Annotated in this window: 28 protein-coding genes; 11 read left to right on the top strand and 17 right to left on the bottom strand. The window is 44.6% G+C overall.

Annotated features, from left to right (window positions below; all coding sequences use genetic code 11):
• Nucleotides 1-83: 83 nt before the first annotated feature.
• On the top strand, nt 84-2,168 hold the full coding sequence (locus ABXT59_RS05080) for a carboxy terminal-processing peptidase (RefSeq protein WP_443638122.1): 2,085 nt from the start codon (nt 84-86) through the stop codon (nt 2,166-2,168).
• Nucleotides 2,169-2,171: 3 nt separating this feature from the next.
• Here ABXT59_RS05080 and ABXT59_RS05075 read toward each other — a convergent pair whose 3' ends face one another.
• On the bottom strand, nt 2,172-3,161 hold the full coding sequence (locus tag ABXT59_RS05075) for a serine/threonine protein kinase (protein ID WP_443638121.1): 990 nt from the start codon (nt 3,159-3,161) through the stop codon (nt 2,172-2,174).
• 331 nt (nt 3,162-3,492) lie between these two features.
• On the opposite strand from ABXT59_RS05075, the gene ABXT59_RS05070 reads away from it, so the two are divergent.
• The 10 genes from ABXT59_RS05070 (at nt 3,493) to ABXT59_RS05025 (ending at nt 11,369) form a co-directional block, all read left to right on the top strand.
• Nucleotides 3,493-4,527: an MBL fold metallo-hydrolase gene (locus tag ABXT59_RS05070; protein ID WP_443638120.1), complete on the top strand. Its 1,035-nt coding sequence runs from the start codon at nt 3,493-3,495 to the stop codon at nt 4,525-4,527.
• Nucleotides 4,528-4,541: 14 nt separating this feature from the next.
• Entirely contained in the window at nt 4,542-4,754 is a 213-nt protein-coding gene (locus tag ABXT59_RS05065; protein ID WP_443638119.1) for an RNA-binding S4 domain-containing protein, read from the top strand.
• A gap of 3 nt (nt 4,755-4,757) precedes the next feature.
• Nucleotides 4,758-5,945, top strand: a complete 1,188-nt coding sequence (locus ABXT59_RS05060) for a benzoate/H(+) symporter BenE family transporter (RefSeq protein ID WP_443638118.1) — start codon at nt 4,758-4,760, stop codon at nt 5,943-5,945.
• A 203-nt stretch (nt 5,946-6,148) separates the two neighbouring features.
• Entirely contained in the window at nt 6,149-7,186 is a 1,038-nt protein-coding gene (locus ABXT59_RS05055) for a histone deacetylase family protein (RefSeq protein ID WP_443638117.1), read from the top strand.
• A gap of 77 nt (nt 7,187-7,263) precedes the next feature.
• Complete coding sequence (gene ppnP, locus ABXT59_RS05050; RefSeq protein WP_443638116.1) at nt 7,264-7,545, top strand: pyrimidine/purine nucleoside phosphorylase; 282 nt, start codon at nt 7,264-7,266, stop codon at nt 7,543-7,545.
• A 59-nt stretch (nt 7,546-7,604) separates the two neighbouring features.
• Nucleotides 7,605-8,045 (top strand): thioredoxin TrxC, encoded by a 441-nt coding sequence (gene trxC, locus ABXT59_RS05045; protein ID WP_443638115.1) that lies wholly within the window; start codon nt 7,605-7,607, stop codon nt 8,043-8,045.
• 29 nt (nt 8,046-8,074) lie between these two features.
• Nucleotides 8,075-8,317, top strand: a complete 243-nt coding sequence (locus ABXT59_RS05040; protein WP_443638114.1) for a DUF5062 family protein — start codon at nt 8,075-8,077, stop codon at nt 8,315-8,317.
• A 32-nt stretch (nt 8,318-8,349) separates the two neighbouring features.
• Nucleotides 8,350-9,126 carry an enoyl-CoA hydratase gene (locus ABXT59_RS05035; protein WP_443638113.1) on the top strand — a complete coding sequence of 259 codons (777 nt, stop codon included), beginning with the start codon at nt 8,350-8,352 and terminating at the stop codon, nt 9,124-9,126.
• A complete protein-coding gene (locus tag ABXT59_RS05030) occupies nt 9,126-9,710 on the top strand; it encodes an HD domain-containing protein (RefSeq protein ID WP_443638112.1) in 585 nt (194 codons plus the stop codon). Before ABXT59_RS05035 ends, ABXT59_RS05030 begins: the two co-directional genes overlap by 1 nt.
• A 60-nt stretch (nt 9,711-9,770) precedes the next feature.
• Nucleotides 9,771-11,369 (top strand): ABC-F family ATPase, encoded by a 1,599-nt coding sequence (locus ABXT59_RS05025; RefSeq protein WP_443638111.1) that lies wholly within the window; start codon nt 9,771-9,773, stop codon nt 11,367-11,369.
• 10 nt (nt 11,370-11,379) lie between these two features.
• Here the strand turns inward: ABXT59_RS05025 and ABXT59_RS05020 are convergent, their stop codons facing one another.
• From ABXT59_RS05020 to serC, 16 genes are all read right to left on the bottom strand, one after another.
• Complete coding sequence (locus ABXT59_RS05020; RefSeq protein ID WP_443638110.1) at nt 11,380-11,826, bottom strand: pilin; 447 nt, start codon at nt 11,824-11,826, stop codon at nt 11,380-11,382.
• 140 nt (nt 11,827-11,966) lie between these two features.
• Entirely contained in the window at nt 11,967-12,164 is a 198-nt protein-coding gene (locus tag ABXT59_RS05015) for a DNA gyrase inhibitor YacG (RefSeq protein ID WP_443638109.1), read from the bottom strand.
• Complete coding sequence (gene coaE, locus ABXT59_RS05010) at nt 12,161-12,760, bottom strand: dephospho-CoA kinase (protein WP_443638550.1); 600 nt, start codon at nt 12,758-12,760, stop codon at nt 12,161-12,163. The genes ABXT59_RS05015 and coaE overlap by 4 nt, the downstream gene beginning before the upstream one ends.
• Nucleotides 12,761-12,814: 54 nt before the next feature.
• Nucleotides 12,815-14,005, bottom strand: coding sequence for a type II secretion system F family protein (locus ABXT59_RS05005; RefSeq protein WP_443638108.1), 1,191 nt, complete (start codon nt 14,003-14,005; stop codon nt 12,815-12,817).
• The gene (locus ABXT59_RS05000) at nt 14,005-15,201 is read right to left on the bottom strand and encodes a GspE/PulE family protein (protein WP_443638107.1); all 1,197 of its coding nucleotides are present in this window, start codon (nt 15,199-15,201) and stop codon (nt 14,005-14,007) included. Before ABXT59_RS05000 ends, ABXT59_RS05005 begins: the two co-directional genes overlap by 1 nt.
• Nucleotides 15,202-15,276: 75 nt before the next feature.
• Nucleotides 15,277-16,617, bottom strand: a complete 1,341-nt coding sequence (locus tag ABXT59_RS04995) for a deoxyguanosinetriphosphate triphosphohydrolase (RefSeq protein WP_443638106.1) — start codon at nt 16,615-16,617, stop codon at nt 15,277-15,279.
• Between the two features lie 98 nt (nt 16,618-16,715).
• On the bottom strand, nt 16,716-17,003 hold the full coding sequence (locus ABXT59_RS04990; RefSeq protein WP_443638105.1) for a ComEA family DNA-binding protein: 288 nt from the start codon (nt 17,001-17,003) through the stop codon (nt 16,716-16,718).
• A gap of 113 nt (nt 17,004-17,116) precedes the next feature.
• Nucleotides 17,117-17,815: an orotidine-5'-phosphate decarboxylase gene (gene pyrF / locus ABXT59_RS04985; protein ID WP_443638104.1), complete on the bottom strand. Its 699-nt coding sequence runs from the start codon at nt 17,813-17,815 to the stop codon at nt 17,117-17,119.
• A gap of 1 nt (nt 17,816) precedes the next feature.
• On the bottom strand, nt 17,817-18,980 hold the full coding sequence (gene lapB, locus ABXT59_RS04980; RefSeq protein ID WP_443638103.1) for a lipopolysaccharide assembly protein LapB: 1,164 nt from the start codon (nt 18,978-18,980) through the stop codon (nt 17,817-17,819).
• 5 nt (nt 18,981-18,985) lie between these two features.
• Nucleotides 18,986-19,273 carry a LapA family protein gene (locus tag ABXT59_RS04975; RefSeq protein ID WP_443638102.1) on the bottom strand — a complete coding sequence of 96 codons (288 nt, stop codon included), beginning with the start codon at nt 19,271-19,273 and terminating at the stop codon, nt 18,986-18,988.
• Nucleotides 19,274-19,332: 59 nt separating this feature from the next.
• The gene (locus tag ABXT59_RS04970; protein WP_443638101.1) at nt 19,333-19,617 is read right to left on the bottom strand and encodes an integration host factor subunit beta; all 285 of its coding nucleotides are present in this window, start codon (nt 19,615-19,617) and stop codon (nt 19,333-19,335) included.
• Between the two features lie 15 nt (nt 19,618-19,632).
• Nucleotides 19,633-21,297, bottom strand: a complete 1,665-nt coding sequence (gene rpsA / locus ABXT59_RS04965) for a 30S ribosomal protein S1 (RefSeq protein ID WP_443638100.1) — start codon at nt 21,295-21,297, stop codon at nt 19,633-19,635.
• A gap of 94 nt (nt 21,298-21,391) precedes the next feature.
• Nucleotides 21,392-22,069, bottom strand: coding sequence for a (d)CMP kinase (gene cmk / locus ABXT59_RS04960; RefSeq protein WP_443638099.1), 678 nt, complete (start codon nt 22,067-22,069; stop codon nt 21,392-21,394).
• Nucleotides 22,066-24,303, bottom strand: a complete 2,238-nt coding sequence (locus ABXT59_RS04955; RefSeq protein WP_443638098.1) for a bifunctional prephenate dehydrogenase/3-phosphoshikimate 1-carboxyvinyltransferase — start codon at nt 24,301-24,303, stop codon at nt 22,066-22,068. The genes cmk and ABXT59_RS04955 overlap by 4 nt, the downstream gene beginning before the upstream one ends.
• On the bottom strand, nt 24,303-25,427 hold the full coding sequence (gene pheA / locus ABXT59_RS04950) for a prephenate dehydratase (RefSeq protein WP_443638097.1): 1,125 nt from the start codon (nt 25,425-25,427) through the stop codon (nt 24,303-24,305). The genes ABXT59_RS04955 and pheA overlap by 1 nt, the downstream gene beginning before the upstream one ends.
• 7 nt (nt 25,428-25,434) lie before the next feature.
• Nucleotides 25,435-26,523, bottom strand: coding sequence for a 3-phosphoserine/phosphohydroxythreonine transaminase (gene serC, locus ABXT59_RS04945; protein WP_443638096.1), 1,089 nt, complete (start codon nt 26,521-26,523; stop codon nt 25,435-25,437).
• Nucleotides 26,524-26,525: the final 2 nt, after the last annotated feature.

Raw genomic sequence — 26,525 nt, 5'->3', positions numbered from 1 at the left:
ATAAAATATTAACTAAAATCCCTCCAAGTTTAATTTAACGGCTGATTAATTTAATAGCCGCACCACTACTTCTGAAGCTTGCTATGATGCCTAATACAGTCTCCACCTTATTGCCTTCTCTTTTAATGTTTGCCCGACGCAGCCAATTATGGACTGGCCTTTTAATTGCTACTAGTGCTGCGGTCTTGATGCTCGCACCGAAGCAAGCCACTGCAGCAGATGTGCCTGTGCAGATTGAGTTCACTAAACAGCAGGGTCAATTGACTCAAGAAATTATTCAACTCTTAGATCGCCAGCACTACCAGCATCGAGACTTAAACGATGAGTTTGCCAATGATGTGTTTAATCGTTATTTAAAGTTACTCGATCCCCAGCACATTTACCTGAGCCAAGCAGACCTTGAACCTTTTAATTATCTGAGTAGCGAGCTTGATGACCTGCTGGCCCAAGGGGATTTATCACCCATGGCGGCGCTCTATAATTTGTTGCAGCAAAGGCGGCTAGCTTTTATTGACTACAATTTAAGTGTGTTTTCTCAAGGGGAGCCGATGTTTGATTTTGAAAGATTAGAAGACATCAGCACTTCACCCTATGATAATCCTCGAGTCACCAACTTAGAGTCTCTCAAAGACACTTGGCGCAAGCAGTTAAAGAATGAATTTATTAACGGCCAACTGAGCAACGAATCTGTCGAACAAATTAAAGACCGCTTACAAAAGCGATATACAAATATCCGCAAACGGGTTTTACAAGTCGAGTTGCGAGACGCTTATCTTGCTGTAAGTAATAGTATTACCACTGTGACCGGACCTCATACGACCTATCTTTCGCCTCGTAATGTGGAAGACTTTAATATTGACATGAGCTTGTCATTGGAAGGTATCGGTGCTGTATTGCAACGTGACAACGATTACACCAAGGTCGTAAGCCTAGTTGTTGGTGGACCTGCTGACAAAGCTGGAGACTTGAAAGCGGCTGATTATATTGTCGGTGTTGCCCAAGATGGCGATCCAATACAGGAGATTTTGGGATGGCGCTTAGACGATGTCGTCGATCAGATTAGAGGGCCAAAAGGCACACTAGTCAATTTACAAATTATTCCTGGTGGTGATCTGCAGCAAACTAAAAAGACCATTCAAATTAAACGGAACAAAGTCAATTTAGATGATCAGGCAGCGAAAAAAACAGTGGTGGAGATACTAACTCCTGAAGGCCTAGTCAATATTGGAGTCATCACCCTGCCCACTTTTTATATGGACTTTGCAGCGGCCCAATCTGGGGATCCAAACTACCGAAGTACCACCCGTGATGTATACAACCTCATACAAGAACTGAAAAGTGAATCCATCAGTGGTATCGTCATTGACCTTCGGAACAATGGTGGTGGCTCCTTGCGAGAGGCTAATCAACTGACAGGGCTATTTATCGAAACAGGCACGACCGTTCAAGTGCGTTATGCTGACGGTATGATCCAAAAGCAAATGGATCGTAACCCATTATTGGCTTATAACGGCCCCTTAGTTGTGCTTGTTAATCGCTATAGTGCCTCAGCCTCAGAAATTTTTGCCGCAGCCATGCAGGACTACAAACGGGCATTAATTGTTGGGAGTCAGACCTACGGTAAGGGAACAGTGCAAACTTTCGGCGATCTCAGTAGTGGCCAGATCAAATTTACCCAAGCTAAATTCTACCGGGTATCTGGGGCTAGCACTCAACACAAAGGCGTCATTCCTGACGTTAACTTGCCCAGCCTGACCGATCCAAAAAAAGTCGGTGAAAGCACCCAAGACCATGCCCTTAAATGGGACAGTGTGAAAGCTGTAGACCACAAAACCTACTTTTCTTTTGAACATATTATTCCGCAACTACAGAAACGCCAAGAAAAGCGTAACCAAAGCAGTGCAGACTGGCAATATACGCTGTCCTTGGCCGAACGGGAGCGTAAAAGGCCAAAACAGATTAGTCTTCATTTGGGTCACCGTCAGCAGTCTTGGCAAGAACAGCAAGATTGGTATTTGAATACAATTAACACCTTACGCTCGAGCCATGATTTAGCTCCAGTCACCGACGTCAAAGACCATGACTTTGATTATGATGACGCCCAAAAAGATCCCTATATCTTAGCGGGTGCAGTGGTGATTGCTGATTGGATTGATATGGCGCACTAGGGTTTAAATGAGTTCCATAACCGGCTCGTTAAGAGCCGACAATTGCTCCCTTAATTCCAATATATGCTCACCCCAATAACGCTCTGTATTAAACCAAGGAAAGCTGTGGGGAAATGCTGGATCTTCCCAGCGGCGAGAAAGCCAGGCGGCGTAATACAACATGCGTAAGGTTCGTAAGGGCTCTACAAGCGCCAACTCTTGGGGCTTAAAGTCATAAAACTCATTGTAACCTTCAATTATTTCAGACAATTGAATTCGTTGACGATCAGGCTCACCAGAAAGCAGCATCCATATATCCTGCACTGCTGGTGCCATACGCGAGTCATCAAAGTCGACAATGTGGGGGGCGTCATCACGCCACAATAAATTACCCCCATGACAATCACCATGAACTCGGATGTAATCCACACTATCATTTTGTGCAAAAGCAGCATCAATATGAACCAATAAATCAGCCGTTAAACTATCATATGCTGCTTTTAAAGATTCAGGTATAAAATGTTGACTCACAAAGGCAACACTATCGTGGCCAAAGGTTTGAGGGTTAATGGATGGCCTGTGTTGATAGGATTCTACGGCGCCTAAGGCATGTATACGCCCTAATAATCTGCCCATGGTATAAAGGTTTTCAAGATTATCAAGCTCGGGACCATGTCCACCTTTGCGTTCGAAGAGTGCAAATTGAAAGTTTTCATAGCTCAACAAACTACCACCTTGCTTATTAACCATCGGTGGAACTACAGGCAACTCATATTCTGCTAAGGCAATACTAAAACGATGTTCCTCCATAATTTGATCGACTGACCAACGCTGAGGTCGATAGAATTTTGCAATAAGAGGGACGTCCTGATCTTCAAGTCCAATTTGATAGACACGATTCTCATAACTATTAAGGGCTGAAATTCGACCGTCACACACATAGCCTTGGCTTTCAACTGCATCCATGATGTAACTTGGGGTCAGTACCGAAAATGGGTGTATTTCATTGTTCATAGTAAGCGGTCATTAATAACTCAGGTGGCAAGTATATCCTATGCTCCATAGATCATCTTGCTACTATCTAAACTATTGACCCACCAAATCTAGACTATTGAACCATCAAGGTCTGACCAATCCCAAGACCAGCAGTCAATTAAAGTCTGGAATCCCTCAATGGTAACCCGCATTTGTCAGTCCATAGTCCAATCTAATAATCAAGGGCGTCTGCATGTTCATGTGATCAGTCATCATGGGGATTGTCGAAATCGTGGAAAAGCTTTGTATAATTTATCTTTAGCTCCGTATAATACGGGCCTTGTTAAGCTTGTTCGTCAGGGAAGTGCAAATGACCACTACCAATGCCCTTCAGTTCCCCATTAGTGAAGCGCCTGCGATGGGCCAACCTTTGAAGGTCGCCGAGGGCGTTTATTGGCTGCGCATGCCCTTACCTTTTGCCCTTAATCATATTAATTTATGGTTATTGGAAGATCATCGAGGCTGGACTATTGTAGACACGGGCATTAACACCTCTGCCTGTAAGGAACTGTGGCAGCAGGTATTTGATCACCATCTCAACAACAAACCTGTACATCAACTTATTGTGACTCATTTACACCCTGATCATGTTGGATTGGCGGGCTGGATCTGCGAACGGTGGGGTTTGCAACTACAAATGTCTCGAACAGATTACATTACTTGTAAGGTCTTGATGTCTGATACCAGTCAACCCGCACCTAAAGCAGCTGTAGATTTCTACCAACGCGCGGGTGCAACCGATGAACAACTTGCTTATTATAAAACTAAGTTTGGTGGCTACGGTAAAAGCATTTACCCCATGCCAGATAGCTATGTGCGATTGCAAGAGGGTTTATCAGTTACCATGGCAGGCCATAGATGGGAGATTATTGTAGGCCGTGGTCACGCGCCAGAACATGTGTGCCTGTTATGCCCAGAACTTAATGTTTTTATCTCTGGTGATCAACTGTTGCCCACTATTTCTTCGAATGTAAGTGTGTGGCCAGTGGAACCAAATGCAGATCCATTAAAAGATTGGCTTGATTCGTGTGCTATGTTGCAACACCGCATCCCCGCTGATGTGCTAGTATTGCCCTCACACGGACAAGTATTTTTTGGCGCCCATAATCGTCTGCAACGACTCATTGAGGGCCATGAAAAATCACTCATGAAACTCCTAGAAACGTGTCAGCAGCCGCAACGAAATGTGGATTTATTTAGCCAACTATTTCGCCGCCCAATTAATAACGACTTACTAACACTTGCTGTAGGCGAAACTCAAGCCCATTTAAATTATTTAATTAGTAAAAATAAACTCCAACGCATCCCTGACCATCAAGATGTTGTCTGGTATCAAACTCTTTAAAAGAAGATTATTTTATGCACATCATTACCATCAATTTTGAACCTGTAGAGCTATTTAAGATTTTAAAATTTGAATCTATTGTGGGTAGCGGTGGCGAAGCTAAAAAAAGAATTGCTGAAGGCTTAGTCAGCGTTAACGGCGAAGTAGAAACTCGAAAAAGTAGAAAAATGATGAGTGGCGATACGATCGAGTTTGAAAAACGTCATTATGAACTAAAGCTACCCTAACCCATGAGTGTGGGCCACTTCTTTGTTCCTGCCCACATAAGTGCAGGATTTATAGCACCTTTAGTAGGGTATACCAGTTCTGCTGCCATCATTTTTCAAGCAGCCAACAGCACTGGTGCTAACGATGCCATGATTACCAGTTGGTTTTGGGCCTTAGGGTTGGGTATGGGATTATCTACCATAGGCCTGTCGCTATTTTTTAAACAGCCCATACTGACCGCATGGTCCACGCCAGGCGCTGCTATTTTAGTTACTAGTTTAGCCGGGGTTCCTATGGCTGAAGCCATCGGTGCTTTCTTATTATGCTCCGTATTACTCACCTTAGTCGGGCTCTCAGGCTGGTTTGATCGGCTCATGGCCTTTATGCCTCAGTCGATCGCCGCTGCCATGTTAGCAGGGGTTTTGTTGCCCTTTGCTATGCATATGATCATGTCATTAGAATCCCAATTGGTCTTAGTTTTCACCATGATCATGACGTTTTTTATCAGTCGAGTGTTCTGGCCCAAGCTTGCCATCATGGTGACCTTTTTAATGGGCATCATGATAGCTGGGGTACAAAATTTAATTGTTTGGCAATCATTGAGCCTGCAAATTTCAAGCCCAATCTGGACTGCACCAGAGTGGTCTTTATCCGCTGCAATTGGAGTAGCTATTCCCCTTTTCATCGTTACCATGGCTTCCCAGAACCTGCCTGGCATAGTTGTCTTGCGCAGTCATGGCTATGACGCCCCTGCAGCCCCACTGATTACGTGGACGGGTATCACAGGGCTTCTTATGGCCCCCTTTGGAGGTTTTGCATTTAATTTGTCAGCTATTATGGCCGCCATTTGTATGGGTAAAGACGTGGATGCAGACCCACAACAAAGGTATCGTTCTGCTGTCTGGGCTGGCTTATTTATTGTAGCCACCGGTATTTTTGCTGATAGCTTGACAGGCTTATTTAATAGTTTGCCCCAGGCCTTAGTCGTCAGCATTGCCGGTTTGGCGCTCTTAGGTACTATTAGTAGCAGTCTGAGCGCGGCCTTAGTGCAAGAATCCGAACGTATCCCTGCCATGATTACCTTAATTACCACCGCATCTGGTGTGGTTTTGTGGGGCATAGGAAGTGCTTTTTGGGGTTTAGTCTTAGGTGTTTTGGCGCTATTAATTCAACATTACAGCACAAGTTCATCGCCTTCAGTTGAGCCCTAGTAGTTTAGTATCAAATCTGTAAATTGGGTTTTAATGTGGCACTGAAAACTTTTCACGTAAGGCCTTATTAAACCCCATATTAATTATCAAAGGTGAGTAAAACGAGCTTTCAATGATTTCAAAACACAGCCCAAGTAAACATGGACTTTAGCGCTATATTCCCGCTACTATCAGTCTAAGTTTCACTTAAGTCTTTTTTCATTATGAAAACTGTATACTCCCCAAAACACAATTTACGTAACCCTAAAACAGAACTGGCTGGGGGCCAATTGGTCACCCCTTTTGAGAGCCCCAAAAGAGCAGATTACATCTTATCAGCTATTAAGTCTGAACAATTAGGCCCTGTAATAGCCCCTGCTCAATGGCCACGTTCCCTGGTAGAAAGCATTCACGATATAGGCTATCTCAGGTTTTTGGATACAGCTTGGCAGCAATGGACTGAGGCCGGTAATGAAGGTGAGGCTATCCCTAATATTTGGCAGTCTCGTTCAATGCCTAGCCAACGCATTCCTAATCATATTGATGGCCAACTGGGTTATTATAGTTTAGCTGGCGAAACCAGCATTAGTAAAGGCACTACTGAAGCGGCTTGGGCGTCTGCCTTTGTCGCTTTATCTGCTGCAGAACTGATCCACCGAGGCGAAAATAGTGCTTTCGCCCTTTGTCGCCCGCCTGGGCATCACGCCTCAAAAAATCAATTTGGCGGTTATTGCTTCCTTAATAATGCAGCCATTGCTGCCCAAAAAATGCTCCATGATGGAGCCCAGAAAATAGCTATTCTTGATGTGGATTTTCATCATGGCAACGGCACCCAAGATATTTTCTACCAGCGCAACGACGTCTTTTATTGCTCTATTCATGGCGATCCCATGGAAGCGTTTCCATATTTTTTAGGGTTCTCTGATGAAATAGGCACTGGTTTAGGCGTAGACCACAACTTAAACCTACCTCTACAAAGAGGGGCGACCTTTCACATATGGCACCAAGCACTTAACCACGCTTTACGTAAAATACTTCAGTTTACCCCCGATGTACTGGTTATTTCTTTAGGTGTTGATACCTTCGAAAATGATCCAATCAGTTTTTTTAAACTCAAAAGTAAAGACTTCACGCAGATGGGAAAAACCATTGCCAGTATGAATTTACCCACCTTATTTATAATGGAGGGGGGCTATGCCGTAGAGGAGATTGGCACTAATACGGTGAATGTCCTCAAGGGTTTTAAAAACGAGGCTGCATAGTTCCTTTACAGTCTATGATTTAATCGGCAAATCAGGCAAGATGTGGTTTTGCGATTTTTCAACAAGAGATCAGACCTATGCTTTGCGTTAATTCCTACTTCAATAATCAGGTTAAGTCCATCGCCTTTCAAGGCAAAACCCTCGCTACAACTGTTGGTGTTATGGACATTGGTGAATTTATCTTTGGCACCAGTCAGTATGAAATTATGACCATCATTGATGGAGAGCTTGAAGTCAAACTACCAGGTACCCAAAGCTGGCACACGTTTACTAATGGTGATCAGTTTGAAGTAGAAGCGAATAGTAGTTTTGACGTCAAAGTTATACTACAGACTGCTTACCACTGTACTTATCAATAAACTATTGCAACCGTCATTTTATTTGAGCCTACAGCATCGTCTTAAAAGAGTCTGAATTAATGTCTATCATTACTAGCCGCTGTCCCCATTGCCGAAAAAATAACCGAGTACCTTCAGAAAGAGTGGTAGAAGACCCTAAGTGTGGTGCGTGTAAAAATGCTTTATTTAGTGGCAAACCGATAGCAGGCACTGGATCAAATTTTAAGGCTCTTATTGAAGGCGATATGCCTGTTGTTGTCGACTTTTGGGCACCTTGGTGTGGACCTTGTGTTGGTTTTGCACCTGTCTTTGAGCAAGTTGCTCAAACTAAGGCAAGTGAAATGCGCTTTGTAAAGGTCGATACTGAGGCCGAACAAATGCTGGGGTCTCAATACAATATACGCAGCATTCCTACCTTAATGGTATTTAAAAATGGTAAAGTTGTCGACCAACTTAGTGGTGCTTTACCACAGCAGCAATTCGAGCAATGGCTAACTAATGCTGTGACTAAATCAGGTTAACGTTTGAACCCATTGGAGCAAAATGGATCATGAAAAAACTCAAGAATGAAAAAGAACTGCTCAAAAAAGCCATTACCTTAGGCACAGTCTACGCCAACAAACGCGGTGTTGCCCAATTTGAGGCGACGGATTCTGCAGCTAATAAAATAGAGTACATATATCGACTTTTGGTCCACGATAAATTGATTCAGCCGCTCCCAGAAAATCAGGTATCTCAGCCTAGTATGCAGCATAAACTGGCACTGTGGGTTGACCGTCAAATTAACTTATAAGCCCGCAATCAAACACCAAAGGAGTTGTTATTATGGCCCAGGATAAACCACCCTATGTCGTCGTAGAGGACCATCATCACTGGTTAGAGTTCACCCTCAACCAGCCTGGTAGTTTCAACGCTTTATCTGAAGAAATGATGCAAGCATTACAAGTAGCTATTAATCAAGCTAATCTGAATAGTGAACTGGCTTGTATTATTATTAAGGCCACTGGCAAAGCGTTTTGTGCCGGTCATGACCTTAAACAAATGCAATCTAATGCTAAGCAAGAGTATTACCAGAAACTATTCCAACAGTGCAGCCATCTCATGCAATCTATCGTGCAGTGTTCTGTTCCAGTAATAGCCCAGGTGCAAGGCATAGCCACTGCCGCAGGCTGCCAATTAGTAGCAAGCTGTGACCTTGCTATTGCATCTCATGAGGCCAGGTTTGCAGTATCTGGCATTAATTTAGGACTTTTTTGCGCCACACCAGCCGTTGCTCTTAGTCGTAATATTCACCCTAAGCATGCCATGGAAATGTTATTAACGGGGGAGTTCATTAGCCCTGATAAAGCACAAAATCTGGGCTTAATAAATCGTGTTGTGCCGGCTGAAGAACTTACTTCAGCGACACGTGAATTAGCTAACACTATTAGTCAAAAAGCCAGAGCGGCAGTGCGAACCGGCAAAGCGATGTTTTACCCTCAACTCGACATGGAACTCGGAAAAGCCTACGCGTATGCTAGCGACCATATGGTCAATAATTTAAAAGATGCAGACACGCAAAGTGGTTTAAATGCTTTTATAAACAAAAAATCTAGGAACTGATGGTGCAAGACCTCATTCAAATCATCGATTTTGTGAAGCAAATCGACGAGCTAAAAGCGGTACTGAGAAAAACTCGCCCCTTGGGAATGGAGCGCTATGAAAATTCTGCAGAGCACTCATGGCAAGTCACCCTTGCTGCACTCATGCTAAAAGATTATGCGGCGCAGCCAGTTGATATTAATCGAGTACTGCGCATGCTACTCATTCATGATTTATGTGAGATTGATACTGGTGATGTGATTGTATACGCCGCCATAGGCAGCGCCCATGAGGAAGCAGAGGCTGCCGCCACACAGCGTATTCTAGGTATGCTACCCAATGCCATGGGAGATGAGTACATTGCCCTGTGGCATGAATTTGAGGCGTCTAAAAGCGCAGATGCTCGCTTTGCTAAGGCATTAGACAGAGCTTTACCTTTAATTCACAATTTAAATGATCAGGGACACAGCTGGCAAAGTCACGGCATTACCAAGGATCAGGTCAAAGCAGTCAATGGCAGCCGCATTAAGCAAGGCTGCCCACAATTATGGGAATTACTTGAACCATTAGTTGATGAAGCTGAATTAAAGGGTTGGTTGTGTTAGACCTCACAGGCATGTAGCTGTTAGACTACGCGCCCTAATTTCACTTGCAGCCTATACCCCTTGATTACTACCGCAAATATCACCATGCAGTTTGGCGCGAAGCCACTATTCGAAAACATTTCAGCAAAATTTGGTCATGGCAATCGTTATGGCCTCATTGGCGCTAATGGGTGTGGTAAATCCACATTCATGAAAATACTCAGTGGTGAACTCACACCATCTGCTGGCAATGTTTCATTCTCTCCCACTGACACCGTGGGTACCTTGAGCCAAAATCAGTTTGCCTTTGAAGAGTTCACGGTCATTGATGCGGTGATCATGGGTGACACCCGGCTCTGGCAAGTGAAGCAAGCCCGAGAAGCCATATATAGTCAATCAGAAATGAGTGAAGACGACGGTATGAAGGTGGCAGAATTAGAAGTTGAGTTTGCTGAGATGGACGGTTATAGTGCCGAAAGTCGAGCGGCAGAGATATTGACTCAAGCGGGTATCGATGAGTCTTTCCACTGGGGACTTATGTCACAAGTGGCGCCTGGCTGGAAATTACGCGTACTACTAGCCCAAGCATTGTTTGCAGACCCAGATATTTTGTTATTAGACGAACCCACTAACAACCTTGATATCACTACGATTAACTGGCTCACTGAAGTACTAAATGACCGTCGCAGCACGATGATCATCATCTCTCATGATCGCTACTTTCTAAATTCTGTGTGCACGCATATGGCTGATATCGACTATGGTGAATTACGCATCTATGCTGGTAATTACGAGGCTTACACCTCTGCCTCTAATCTAGTACAAGAACAACTGCATTCAGAAAATGCGAAAAAAAGCGCTGAGCGTGAAGAATTACAACAATTTGTGGCTCGATTTTCGGCTAACGCATCCAAAGCTAAACAGGCCTCATCAAGAGCTAAACGATTAGAAAAAATACAGTTAGATGAAGTCATCGCATCAAGTCGTATGTCTCCCTATATTGACTTTAGCGCCCATAAGAAACTCCATCGTCAAGCACTCGTGTTAGAAAAACTCAGTCATGGTTTTGAAGGTGAAAGTTTATTTAATAATGGCGAACTAATTCTGGAAGCAGGTTCAAAACTGGCTGTTATTGGCGAAAATGGTGCAGGTAAAACTACTTTCTTGCGTTGTTTATTGAACCAACTCAAAGCTAATCAAGGGGTAATAAAATGGTCAGAGAACGCTGTTTTAGGTTACTGCCCACAAGACAGCAACGACGATTTTAACTGCGATTTAACCCTGTTCGATTGGATGTCAAAATGGCGTACAGCAAAACATGACGATCTTACTGTAAGAAGTATGTTGGGACGTTTACTATTTACCGCAGATGACTACCTTAAAAAAGTCGCCGTATGCTCAGGTGGAGAAAAGAATCGCTTATTATTTGGTAAGCTGATGATGCAAGACACCAACGTATTAATTATGGATGAACCGACAAATCACTTAGACATGGAAGCTATTGAATCTCTCAATAAAGCCCTAAAAACTTATAATGGAACCTTGATATTTGTCAGTCATGACCGTGAGTTTGTATCGTCATTAGCCACAAGGGTGGTAGAAATAAAAGCGCGTAGCTTAATTGACTTTCATGGAACTTATTCGGAATACCTTGTGAATCAAGCCCTAAGTCATTACTAAGATCATGTCTTTAACTGCGACAGAAACCCACGCTTAAACAGCTACCACCGAAGGTGTAAGTTAATAAGCCATCGTCGTTGATACTGGGAGTCAGAGTAAAAGTATAACTTCCAGCAACTGGAGTTCCGGTACCTGTGATCATACCCGTGTTCAAAGTTAAGGTGATAGCTTGAATATTAGTACTGTTGCTGAGTTCAGGCACAGCCAACTCGGCAAAGGTATCACAAGCACTGATATTATCTCCCACTTGCAATAAACAAGCGGACTGAGCAACACGTATGGAATGACTATGCTGCACGACTTCCATAAATCGTGTTTTTTGAAGGTACGTTTTATAGGTAGGCACTGCGAAAGCGGCTAAAATTCCAATTAAAGCGACTACTAGCAGTAATTCAAGTAATGAAAACGCCTTACTGATTCGAAAATACTGCGTCTCTCTTTTAAGGTGGCTTTCCATGGCATACCTCAAATCACACTCCAGTGATTAGCTATTTAGACCAATTCCATTAACTATCGTTTAACTATCGTTTAACTATAGTTTCGATTTGAGTTTTTGCAGGAAATGATTGAAACTAGATTTAACGTCCAGCCTTTAAATTAATCTTGTTGATCGACAGGCTCCAACAACGCGCTAGAGAAATCATTTTCCAATTCATCGCCAGCGATAGCATATTCTCCACTGGCCCATGCGCCTAGATCAATTTTTTGACAGCGCTCGCTACAAAAGGGTCTGTGGGCATTATCAAGGTTCCAAGTGAGATTTTTTTGGCACTGTGGACAAGGATATTGGCTCATAAGGGGTGTTCCGTGATTTTGCAAAGGTGATCATGTAATTGAAGCACTTGGGCTTTGAGATGGGTTAAATCTTGTTGATTATCTATCACCCAATGTGCCTTATCTAAGCGTTTTTGGCGTGTCATTTGGCTATGAATAATAGCATCAATCTGCTCCCGTGTAGCGCCGTCTCTCTGACAGGCTCGCTCACGTTGAAGTGTTTCACTAGCGTCTACAACGACCACAAAATCTGTGGTTTTATGTTGTGATGTCTCTAACAATAAAGGGGATTCTAGCACTACGTATACACTCGAAGCGAGCGCCAGTTGCTGTGTAATTGCTGCACCAATGAGTGGGTGCAATAATGCTTCTAACCATTGCTTTTGTGCCTTATCAGCAAATATACATTGGCGTAACTTAGCTCGGTTTAAGGTACCATCTTCTAGTAAAATCTGCATACCGAAGTGTTGGGCAATACGCTCTAGCGCAGGACTCCCTATTACCACAACATCTCTAGCCACTTGATCAGCATCAACCACCACAATACCAAGGGCTTTGAGCTGAGCGCTGACAGCACTTTTACCACTACCTATGCCACCTGTAAGGCCAATAATCATATTCACAACTCGCTCTAAACCAACAATGTTTATTATATCAGTAGTCTTGTAGGGTCACATCATTTGTCCTATCTGAAACAATGGTAGGTATAAAGCGACTAGAATTGAACCGACAAAAATCGCTACTAGCAAAAGTAATATGGGTTCCAATAACTGCTCTAACCACTGACTTTGATTAATGACTTGAGCTTCATAATAGGTTTGTAATTGAGTAAAACTCAAGGCCAAATCTCCATCTGCTTCGCCAACCCGAATAAGCTGCAGAGCTGGTGCTTGCCATCCCATTTTAACTAACATTTGACTCAAAGTTTGGCCTTGGTTTAACCCTAAAATGGCTTTTTCCAGATCTCGATTAACATGCTCCCATGGGCTGCTATTAGCCGCTAAAGTAAGGCAATCTAATAATGGTACGCGCGCATTAAAGGTCATGGAAAGGACTAAGAATAATTGTGCTTGGCTGTGTAAATACATTAACTGGCCAAGGCCTGGAATACCCCACAATAGGCGCTCTAAAGACACTCTTGTCTTGGGCATAGACCAGAGCCATGCCCAAGTCATATAAGTGAATAGTAAAACCCCTACCATAGCCCAGCCACTTGACTTGGCCACATGGGAAAAGCTCATCAACCAACGGGTCATAACAGGCAATTCATAAACCCCTGAGGTGTATAAGCTTGCAACTTGGGGGACAACCCAATAGATAATTAATAGACTCACTATGCAACCACTCAACAGGGTGACTGCAGGCATAAACAAACTTCGTTTGAAGCGACGTTTTAGGTTTTCTTGGTGGCTATACTGTTCATATATTTGTTCCAATAGATGTGCCAGTTCCCCACTCACTTCGCCAGCTGCAACAAGTTGCACCAAGTGGGTTGGAAAGAGACCACTTTGGGATAAGGCTTGGGAAAACTTTACTCCTGTGAGTAGGGCATTTTTGAACTCAATTAGTTCATAACGGAGTCGAGGTGGTGCTTCCTCAATGCGAACCAAAGTGACACAGGTCAATAAAGGTAACCCCGCACTCAAGAGTTGCGACCATTGTTGCAATAATTTTTGTAAATGCTTGTTTTTGATGTGCTTAGGCCAAGATCGGTGCCAAGGCCAAAGAGGCTCACCTAGGTCTAATTCAATGCCCTCTAAGGCCAACTTAGATCGAAGTAACTGACGGCTAGGGCACTGACAGATGCCACTGCACTGAATGTGCTTTGCATCCACCCCAAACCATACCCACCAATGCCACATTACCAAGTCACTCGATTCACTTCTTCAACGCTGGTATGCCCTGCAAGGACGCGCCATAAACCCTGGCGGCGAACTCCAAAATTTTGATCCAGGCTATGCACTTGTCGCTGGGCCACTGAATCTCGTTTAGATGCATCCATGACCATTAAATCAAACACCCCTGCTCGTCCCCTATAGCCTCCATGACAAGAGTCACAGCTTGCAGGCACACATGGATTCACCGCTCCAAAGCTAAATTCGTAGGTTGCCACTGCATCTAACCACTCGGCACTTGTCATTATAGCTAACTGTGACTGAGTCATAGGTTGCTTGCACTGATCACAGAGCTGGCGCACTAATCGCTGATTAATAATCAAACTCAAACAATAACTAAAAGCCAACATATCTACCCCCAAACCGTGGCATCGGTGCATAGCCTCACTAATACTATGAGTGTGCATGGAAGTCAGCAATAGATGCCCAGTTTGTGCAGCCTTTAGCGCAACATCTGCGCTATCAAAATCGCGTAACTCTCCCAGCATGATCACATCAGGATCCTGTCTAAGCAAAGCCCTGAGGATCTGATTAAAAGATAGGTTAATGTGAGTATTTACGGCAACTTGATGGACTCCCTCTAACCCAATTTCTATAGGATCTTCAGCACTAACAATATTAATATGAGGTACTTCAATATATTTCAGGCAACTATATAAGAACATCGTTTTACCGCTGCCTGTTGGGCCTGTGGCCAAGATAAGTCCTTGTGGTTTACTCAGCTGACGAATGACAATTTGTAACTGTTTAATCGATAAACCTTGCTCATTAAGGTCTATATTTTGTTGTTTCCAATGCAATCGCAGGACTAACTTTTCACCCCATTGTCCTGCCAAACTACTGCACCTTATATCGACCTGCTTGTCGTTTAGTTGCCATTGAAAACTGCCATCTTGTGGTCGATGGGACTCACTAATATCCATATCTGAAATCAGCTGTAAGCGCACGACTAGGGCCATGGCCACAGACCCTAAAAGTTGATCAAAAGGTGGGTCTAATAGCCGCATAAGGCCATCGACACGCATACGAATACGCATACTCTGTGACAGAGGTTCCAGATGTAAATCAGAAGCCCCAGCAGTGGCTGCAACATCCAGCAATTGATCTGTTAAGGCAATGATATTATTAGGAGGTGGGGAGGTGGGTGAGAACGTATCAGACATAGACGCATCCATGCGTTATTTATACCTGACTTAAGCTTAGGTTATTTTTAAAAAAAACAGTGCCTTTATTAAGCTTTATTTCATTTCGCCACTCAATTGACGGGCTAAATCAACTGCATAGTTGTCAGTCATGCCACCAATAAAGTCCATAGTGCAACATAATGCTTGATAAGCTGTAGCCCCTTTTTCAGGCCGATGGGCACCCATCAGGGCCAGGTGCTTTTCAGCTTTAAAAGATAACCTTGCGTCTCCCATTTGTTGGTCCAAGGCAAGCACTGCAGGCACAAACCCATCAAGTAATTTTTCTAGGACTGAATAAGCGGCCAACTCGGTGCGATGCCGTTCAGGCGCCAAAAATATGCGATTTTTGGCCAGCCCCTTAGCATCACCAATAATTTGTTGGGTCACAAGATCACAATGTGAGATCAAATCTCCCTCCAACTGACCTTCCAATAGAGCGGGAATATGCTTCATAAACGCATGCGCTGCCGACTGCACAAGATGGTCAATAACCTTACCCCGCAACAAGGCTAAACGACGGGTTGAGTAATACACATCGACCATGGCGGTGCGTCCGGGAACTGCCAATTTGCCGGTAATGGGCGCTAACAACTCCAACACATCCTGTTCATCTATAATACCCAGTTCTACCCCATCTTCTAAATCAATAATGGCGTAACAGATATCATCAGCAGCCTCCATTAAATAAACCAATGGGTGGCGACACCACTCAAAGTCCGACTGCTGCAACAAACCTAAACGGCCTGCTATGTCAGCCAATATATGTTTCTCAGATTGCAAGGCGCCAAACTTAGATTTGCGTTCACACTGCTTTGAATTTGATAACCAGGGGTATTTAAGAAAGCTTCCCAGGGTCGCATAAGTGAGGCGCATACCTCCATTAAACTGGTGATATTCTAGCTGTGTAAGGGTTCGTAAGCCCTGCGCATTACCTTCAAAATTAAGTAAATCTGCCTGCTCAGCAGCGCTTAAATGGGCCATGCCACCTTGCTGCGCATAATTAGCGAACCAGTGACGAATTGAACTCTCACCAAAATGACCAAATGGTGGATTACCTATGTCATGAGCTAAGCAAGCCGATTGCACAATGGCTCCCAGGTCATGAGGCTCAATCCACTCTGGCCATTGGGCCTGATGCTTTAGGCTTTGCCCTACTTGGATACCTAAACTTCGACCCACACTAGAGACCTCTAGACTGTGGGTTAAGCGGTTATGAACATGATCATTATGAGACAATGAATGGACTTGAGTTTTGTGTCCCATCCGTCGAAAGGCACTAGAGAAGATCAGCCTATCGTAGTCTTTGTGAAATGGTGTGCGGCCTTGGTGGTGTTGTTCGGTATAGGGCTTGCCAAAACGCTGATCAGCTAACAAACCTTGCCATGTCATGGCCATTGTTGATGTCCTTATACAAAAGTACTACACATTACTGTGACTGCGATGGATATAGCGCCAAAACTTTATAGGCACGATATCCATCATAGAGTGAACAGTTACTCTAGCACGATTATAGAACGAATGCGTGCGAGGGTAACCTCACTTATGCCTTTGACATCAAGCAATTGCTCGAGCATAGTAAATCCTCCAAGCTCCTCACGTAATGAAATAATAGCAGCAGCCCTGACCTCACCAACGCCATCAATGGCCTCGGCAATGTCAACCGCAGAGGCTGTATTGAGGTTAATGGGTAATGCGTCTTCAGCTAAAGAAAGGGGTGTAAAGGACCCCAAGGTGATTGTACTGACGAATAGCAGCAGGGCTATTTTACGAGTTAGTTTCATAATCTACTCCTTGATTAAATCAAATGAGCCTCTAAATCCTTGAGACTCACTAAGCCTAGCACAGAACTTCATAAGCGCTAGGTTGGATAATTTAACCTTGTTTCAATTAATGGCTAAGCCAGCTCTTCTTCAATCAGTGCTAGAGCTTGCATAGGGTCATCAGCTCCCGTAATCGGCCTGCCAATGACTAGAAAATCACTACCTGCAGCCATTGCCTGAGCCGGAGTCATAACACGCTTTTGGTCACCTACTGTAGCAAAAGACGGCCTTATACCTGGGGTGATCAATTTAAACTCAGGGCCTAATTGGCTCTTCAATAGTGAGGCTTCTTGGGCTGAACAAACCACACCATCAAAGCCCGAGTCCTGACTCAGATGGGCTAATGATAATACCCGTTCAGCTGGGGATTGATCTATGCCTGTGGCCTTTAAGCCCTCAGCATCCATACTAGTTAGTACTGTTACAGCGATCAAAAGGGGTTGATGACCACCTTTGGCTGCTAGCGCTGATCGCGTAGTCTGCATCATCTGCGCACCCCCACTAGCGTGCACATTAACCATCCAAACTCCCATTCGCGCAGCCGCCAAAACAGCTTTAGCTACCGTATTTGGGATATCATGAAACTTTAGATCGAGGAATATTTCAAAACCAAAGTGCTGCAATTGATCCACTATTTGAGGGCCAGCTGAGGTAAACAATTCTTTACCTACTTTAAGACGGCAGCGTTTGGGGTCTAACTGGCGTGCCATCAGCAGCGCTTGACCGGCAGATTGATAATCTAAGGCAACCACAATAGGGCCGTTTTTCTGCACCTTACTCTCCTTCTAATCCATAGATGGGTTTGGTACTGCCCCATTGGTGGCAACTAGGACATTGCCAATGCATAGAGTTGCCAGCAAAACCACATTGCCTGCAACGATAATGTGGCTTACTTCTTTGAAGAGCCACAGTCAGGCCCTTAAGAACTTGTAAACTATCTTTAGCGTTCTCAGAGGCCCACTGCATATGCAGATCTATGAGGTAATTAAAACCCTTTAAAGATGGCCTTTGACGCAAATTTTCGGTCAAGTAGGATGCAGCATCAGAGTCATTTTGTTGACCAATTTCATGAGCTTGAGCTAACAAAAGGCTAGAACTTGGATATTCGGTCATCGCTTGATTCAACCAAGCGCGCCATCCATCTATATCCCCAAGTTGAGTAAAACATAAACGCAACGGTTGAATGATTTCAGGCACCAACTGCTCGTCTTGCTGCACCATAATTAGCAAGTGCCTTTTGGCATCTCTAAAATTTTCTTGCTGGATGCTTAATTGAGCTCGTAAAAAACTCACTCTTGGATTATCAGCATTATGGCGTTTAGCACGCTTTAAATAGTCTAGCCCTGCTTGTTGTTGATCAGACTGCAGGGCTTCTTCTGCCAACTCACAGCAAAAGTGAGACAGTCGCTGAGCTAAATCAACACTAGCTGATACGTGAGCAGCAGATCCAGCTTCTAGGGCTTTATGCCAATCCTGCTCACGCTGATAAACGTCAACTAGTAATTCCGTTGCATTAGCAGTTTGCTGATTAGGCTGTTGCACAATATCAAGTAGCAATTCTTCAGCCCGATCTAATAACCCAGCTTTAATAAAGTCGTGAGCCAATTCTAGCTCTGCCAGCATTACTTGCTCCTGATCTAGGCCTTTGCCGGACAGGAGGTTTTGATGTATTTGAATGGCTTTATCAACTTCACCACGGCGCCGAAATAAACTGCCTAACGCTAAGTGAGTATCCACAGTCTGTGAATTGACTTCTAGGGCATGAATAAACAGCTCTAAAGCTTCATCTGTTTGTTGGTTTAACAAATAGTTAAGGCCACGGTAATAGTCAGCTTGAAGGCCTAATTGAGAATTACGCTTTTGACGATATTCTCTTTGGCCCAGCCACCATCCAATACCTACAGCTGCAATTAAGACTAAGAGTAAGGAGAGGTCCATACTTATCAAGGTATCTTCTGATTAGATTGAGTTGCATTCAACTTAGATAGTTGACGTTGCAATTGTCCATTGTGACGTTTCAATTTAAAGGTAATAAAGCTGTAGATAAACGCACACAAAAGCATCCCTGTAGCCAAACTGAGTAAGAGCCAAATGGCCATACTCAGTGGAGGAAGTTGAAAGAAAATAAGATCTAAGGACACCGCTTGGCTATTACGTGAGCTAAACAACACACCCACAACCAAGGCCACCAGAGAGATCGCAAAGAAGACTGCAGCTTTTAATAATTTCACGTGCTTTTACCTAAACAGGATGGCTGAAGTGAAACCAAACCTTAATCAACAATAGGTTATTATAGACTATCGTTAACCTGATCGCGTAATTCTTTACCGGGTTTGAAGTGAGGCACATACTTTGCAGCCAAATCGACAGAGTCTCCCGTTTTCGGATTACGCCCAACTCTGGGTGCCCGATAGTGTAAACAAAAACTACCAAAGCCCCTTATCTCAATTCGATCGCCGGCGGCCAATGCGTCAGCCATATGGTCAATTATAGCCTTAACCGATTGTTCAACATTCTTTACTGGAATATTTTCAAAGCGATCAATCAAGTTTTCAATCAGTTCAGACTTACGCATAGCCATTCCTTCTTATTATTTTTTAAGTTGTTCCTTGATAAGGTCACCGATCGTGGTCGGGCCTTCAGTTTCAACTGGCTTGGTCTTTAATTCCTGCATCTGTACTCGCTGCTGCGCAGCTTCTTGGGCTCTTATCGCTAGACTTATAGAACGCCCTTTACGGTCTAAGCTGGCGACAAAGCTGGTAATGGATTGACCTTCCTTAAAGTCTGCTAAATCCTGATCTTGGGCTAACTCACCACGCTTTAAGAAGCCTTGCACGCCGTCAGCTAAATCGACTAATAATCCACCAGAAGTGACCTCTCCGATGATTCCTGTGACCTCAGAACCCTTAGCGTTAGCCGCAGCATAGTCGGAGAAGGGATCGCCTGTCATTTGTTTTATGCCTAAGGCCACACGTTGACGTTCTGTATCAATAGACAAAATAACAGCTTCAATTTCTTGCCCTTTTTGGAAGCTTTCTAACAAACTTTCATCACTCTTATTCCAATCGACATCTGAGACATGAACCAGACCATCAATACCATCTTCTAAGCCTATAAATAGACCAAAGTCAGTTTTAGAATTTAGCTTGCCAGAGACCTTATCACCCTCTGAGTATTGCTTAGAGAAAGCAACCCAAGGGCTTTCACTACATTGTTTCATGCCCAAAGATAGGCGGCGTTTTTCACCGTTAATGTCCAAAATCATGACTTCGATTTCTTCACCCACCGAAACCATTTTAGACGGGTGCAAGTTACGCTTCATCCAGCTCATTTCAGAGGCATGGACAAGGCCTTCAATGCCATCAGAGACTCTAGCAAAGCAGCCATAATCAGTCACGGTTGTTACGGTTGCAGGTAAACGACTGCCCACAGGGTAAACGTCTGTAAAGCTGGTCCAAGGGTCCTGTTGCAGTTGCTTCAGACCCAAGGAAACACGTTGCTTTTCAGCATCGAATTTCAATACTTTAACTTCGATATCCGCACCAGCAGTGAGCATTTCACTCGGGTGTTTAATGCGACGCCATGCAATATCAGTAATGTGCAGCAAACCATCTAAGCCACCAAGATCGATGAAAGCGCCATAGTCAGTCAAGTTCTTCACAAAACCTTTCACCACGGCACCCTCTTCTAGGGTCGATAAGACCTGTGCCCGCTGCGCTTTGTTAGCTTCATCCATCAAGGCACGACGAGAGACCACAACGTTATTGCGTAACATATCAAGCTTGATGATTTTGAATTCTAAATCCACACCTTCTAGGTGTGAGACATCTTGTAAAGGACGAGTATCAATCAAGGAGCCAGGTAGGAAGGCGCGGATTCCACCCAACTCGACATTAAATCCACCTTTAACCCGAGCACTGATAACACCAGTGACCGTTTCATCAGCTGTTTGGATTTTTTCTAGTTGATGCCAACGTTCCATTTCCCGAGCACGTTCGCGAGATACCTGGGTCGATCCTAAGCCATCTTCAATTTCTTGCAGAGCCACTAAGACATCATCACCAACAGCGACTTCTATTTCACCAGATGCATCAAGAAACTCACTGCGTGAAACCACACCTTCCGACTTCAAGCCGACGTTAATAGTGACGACTTCACTATCAATAGCAATGACTACACCTGTAATCAAAGAACCCTTTTTCATCTCTACCTGTTGAAGACTTTCTTCAAACAGATCTGCGAAACTTTCGCCCATGGAAATACTCGATGAGGTTGACGATACGCTCGGAACTGACTAATAGTGCCGGCTTCTCGAAGTGCCTCTAGTTAGTTAAAGTTATGCAATGGAATTATAATATCCCTTTGCTATGAATAAAAGTAAGTATCTTTTGCTCCACATCCAAAATGCTCATGTGGGTACAATCAATGACTAACGCATCTTCAGCAGGTTTCAAAGGTGCTATGGCTCGATTTTCATCAAGCTCGTCTCGTTGCTGAATATTCATCAGTATATCCGACAGGCTAGCACTCAAGCCCTTGCTTTTCAACTGTTTATAACGTCTATCAGCACGTTCTTGTGCACTTGCTGTTAAGAAAACCTTTACCGGGGCATCTGGAAAGATCACTGTGCCCATATCTCGGCCGTCTGCCACTAGACCCGGTAGTTCAGCAAAAGCCCGTTGTCGCTCTTGTAATGCCTTACGAACTAGCGTCAGACTAGCCACCTTGGAAGCATTCATACCACAGGCTTCCGTGCGAATTGACGCACTGACGTCCTCTCCTTCTAACACCACCTGAACACCATCACCTTGGGCCTTGAATTGCACATCTAAACAGGCTGCTATATCGGCGACGGCTAACTCATTTTCAGCACTTACACCATGATGCTCAGCAGCCAAAGCAACCAAGCGGTATAAGGCTCCACTATCAAGTAAGTGATAACCTAAGCGATCGGCAAGTAATTTACATAATGTGCCTTTACCAGAACCACTGGGCCCGTCAATAGTAATAATTGGTGCATTGTTCATGACTCAAACTCCTCGTCAAGGGTGATACCTACGGTACGTGCCAGTTCGACAAAGTTAGGAAAAGATGTGGCCACATGAGCACAATCTAAAATCTTTAAATTTGCTTCAGCCCTTAAGCCTGCAATAGTAAACGCCATAGCGATGCGATGATCATGATGGGTTGTTATTTGCGCAGCAGCAAATTGAGTATTAGCTCCCATGCCTTGAATAATGGCTCCATCAGTGGTGCCTTTAATACTCACCCCCATCGCACTGAGTCCATCCACCATCGCCTGAATGCGGTCGCTCTCCTTGACCCTGAGCTCTTCAGCCCCAGTAATAGTGGTAGTGCCACTAGCACAAGCTGCTGCTATCATCAGTGCTGGAAACTCATCGATGGCCAAGGGCACCTGATCTTCTGGCACATGAATACCTTTAAGTGGTGCATATTTAATCGCCAAATCGGCGACCGGCTCTCCCCCGACTTCTCGCTCATTTTGAACGCTCAGGTTGGCTCCCATCAAGCGCAGGATATTAACCACACCGATCCGTGTTGGATTCATGCCCACATGTTCAATGACCAGATCTGAGCCTGGACAAATAGCGGCCGCTACTAAAAAGAAGGTGGCTGAAGAAATGTCTGATGGCACGTCTATTTCAGTTGCAGTCAGTTGTCCTTGACCTTCGAGAGAGCAAGTGTCATGGGTTCGGTCAACCTGGTAACCAAAGCCCTTGAGCATGCGCTCTGTGTGGTCGCGTGTGGGGGCAGGTTCAGTCACACTCGTCTGACCTTGGGCATACAATCCAGCCAACATCACGCAAGACTTTACTTGCGCACTAGCCATCGGCAAATCGTAATGAATACCTTTTAACAACTGTCCACCAGTAATTTTTATTGGCGGACAGCCACCCTCTGCTGTAACAACGATAGCTCCCATAGAACGCAGAGGTTTAGCCACTCTTTCCATTGGTCGCTGATTGAGGGACACATCACCACTCAGTTCCACGTCAAATGCTTGACCTGCCAAAAGACCTGCCATTAAACGAATGGTAGTGCCAGAATTACCGACATAAAGAGGGCCAGGTGGTGCTTTTAGCCCATTAAGACCCACACCATGCACGACCACTTTGCCTTCGGCTGGACCCTCGATAACAACGCCCATATCACGAAACGCTTGTAACGTGGCCATGGCGTCTTCGCCTTCTAAAAAACCACTAATATGGGTCGTACCTTGCGCCAAAGCACCTAGCATAATAGAACGGTGGGAGACTGACTTATCCCCAGGCACACGAATGCGACCTCGGACTTGACCACCTGCGTGGACGTTAAAATGTTTTGTATTTGTCATAGTTCCAGTATAGGCAGAGTTTGCCAATATTTTTTCAAAATGATGCCGAGCACTGCGTGCGCGAGTTAAAATACCCATCATGGTCTGGCTGTCACCTGTGGCCACAGCTTCCCTTAAATTGGCTAACCCAGCAGTAAACTGATCTAGGGTTGCAAGGCAAGCATTACGATTGGCTATAAATACATCATGCCACATGGTTGGATCACTACCTGCAATTCTCGTAAAATCCCGAAAACCACCCGCTGCATAACGAAAAATATCTTTATTGTCAGTATTTGACGCTAACGTGTCCACTAAGGAAAAGGCTAAAAGGTGTGGTAAGTGACTCGTTGCAGCCAATACTTCATCATGCCTTTCAACGTCCATCAAGAGAATTTCACTGCCCACCCCAGACCACATATCACCTAACACTTCGATAGCCTCAGGGTGGCTTGTGGCTAACGGGGTCACAATAAATTTATGATCAACGAATAAATCAATATTAACCGCATTGATACCACTGCGTTCCGAACCAGCAATAGGATGCCCAGGCACAAAGCCGGGCGGAGGTGTGCCAAACACTTCATAAGCTGCCGCAATAATACTGCCTTTAACACTCCCCACATCTGTTAGCAGGGTTTGGGTATTTAAGTGCGGTGCGACTTGAGCCAATACCTTTTCCATGGCCTTAACAGGCACCGCCAATACCACCACATCCATTTGACTCACTGTAGTTGCTAAGTCTTTAACCTGATGGTCAATTACGCCTTGATCGTGTGCCTGCTGCATGCTGGCTTGATCTAAATCGTAGCCCCAAAGTTGATGCTTTTGGGTGCGTCGCAGCGCTGCCGCCAAAGAGCCACCTATTAGACCCAAACCCAGCACGAGTACCTTGCCATGGCAAAACGACAAAGTCGCTGACGTCATTAGAGTACCGCCTGCGGGTACGAACCGAGTAGCCGCACTTCTACAGAGTCTTGATCAAGATCTTTTAACACTTGTTGCACTTTGGTATCGCTATGATGCCCTTCAAAATCAATGTAGAACACATAACCCCAAGCACCCTGCCCTGATGGTCTCGACTCAATACTTGTCATGCTGACATCATGGCGGTGGAATGGCTCTAGGATATGATACAGGGCGCCGGGTTTGTTGCGGGCGAGTACCAGTAAAGACGTTTTATCCTGTCCAGAAGCTGGCACAGCGGCGTGGCCAATAATTAAGAAACGTGTCGTATTATCTGGCTGATCCTCAATATTTGCGTGCTTAACCTCTAATTCATATAGCTCAGCAGCCATAAGACCTGCAATAGCTGCCACTTTGCCAGCACTCACCCCTTCCTCTTTTGCCACCCGACGGGCCGCCTCTGCATTACTGCTCACTGCAAAACGTTCTGCCTGTGGCATATGGTTATCGAGCCACGAGCGACATTGAGCTAACGATTGAGAATGGGAATAAATGCACTCTATTTGAGATACATCCGTATTCTGTTTAACCAACAAGTTTTGGTGAATGCGCATTTCTACTTCGCCACAGATGACAAGGGAGGAATGGCGGAAGCTATCTAGAGTATGATTAATCATACCTTCAGAGGAGTTTTCAATGGGCACCACACCATAATGAGCGCTCTTAGCTTCTACTTCGCGGAACACCTCATCAATAGAGGTCAAAGGTGCGCTAATCACCGAATGCCCAAAGTGCTTTAATGCTGCTGCTTGAGTGAACGTGCCTTGGGGGCCCAAAAAGGCGATCCGCATGGGTTGCTCATGGGCCAAGCAGGCCGACATTAATTCTCGAAATAGCCGGGCCATCTCTTCATCGTCAAGAGGACCTTGATTGCGCTCCATCACCCGGCGCAGCACTTGCGCTTCACGCTCTGGTCGGTAGAAAACAGCGTCCTGGTGGCCTTGATGTACTTGTTTAACTTGGGCCACACGTTGCGCACACGCTGCCCTCTGGTTAATAAGGCTTTGTATTTGTTGATCAATCTGATCAATATCTTGACGCAACTGGCCTAATTCTTGTTCTTGAGTAAGTTCTGGCTTGGTCATAATTATTTTAAGCCCAGTGTTGTTTTTCAAAATCTTTCATAAAGGCGACCAATGCATGGACTCCAGCAATTGGCACTGCATTATAAATGCTAGCCCTCATGCCTCCCACACTGCGATGACCTTTAAGGTTAAGCAACCCATTGGCTTGGGCCTGCTGCAAAAACTCAGCATTCAGAGCATCATCTGCTAAGGTGAAGGTTACATTCATTTTAGATCGGTTGGCAGTCGCAATTTGATTTGCATAAAACTGACTTTCATCTATCGCTTGATAAAGGCAGTTTGCCTTAGCCGTATTGATCTCAGCCATAGCTTCAAGACCACCTTGCTGCTGCAGCCAATCAAATACCAATCCCGCTAGATACCAACCATAGGTCGGTGGGGTGTTGAGCATTGATTCATTGGCAGCCTGCAAAGCATAGTTAAAGGGATTAGGTGTGATTGCTTGAGCCTTACCCAATAAATCTTCTCTAACAATGACTAAGGTAATGCCTGCTGGCCCAATATTTTTTTGGGCTCCTGCATAGATTAAACCAAACTGAGTCACATCGATGGGTTCTGAAAGGATGGTTGAGGACATATCTGCTATGAGGGGCACAGATCCTGTATCTGGCACATAATCAAACGCCAAACCACCAATCGTCTCATTCGGACAGTAGTGCACATACGCTGCATCTTCATTGAGTTTGAGTTGGGCTTGACTAGGCACACATTGGTAGCCTACCTCAGCACTCGACGCCGCCTCTGTTGCCACACCATATGGCGCCATCGCTGCAATCGCTTTAGCCGACCAGATGCCCGTATCAATATAATCTGCGTGCGTTTTATGACCCAACAAATTCATAGGTAACAAAGCAAATTGGGCAGTTGCACCACCTTGCAAAAACAACACTTTATAGTTGTCAGGAATACCCATCAATTGGCGTAACTTAGACTCTGCTGCCTGCGCCATGGCTATATAGTCAGGATGCCGATGACTAATTTCCATCACCGACAAGCCACGACCTTGCCAATCTAACATTTCCACTTGCGCTCGCTCCAACACATCTGTGGGAAGCGCCGCAGGACCAGCACAAAAATTATAATGACGTAAGGCCATAA

The sequence above is a fragment of the Candidatus Njordibacter sp. Uisw_058 genome, from assembly GCF_047730065.1.
In the GTDB taxonomy this organism is placed as follows: domain Bacteria; phylum Pseudomonadota; class Gammaproteobacteria; order Pseudomonadales; family Balneatricaceae; genus Njordibacter.
Note: the sequence above shows the minus strand (reverse complement) of the source record. Positions and strands in the feature narration are given on the sequence as shown.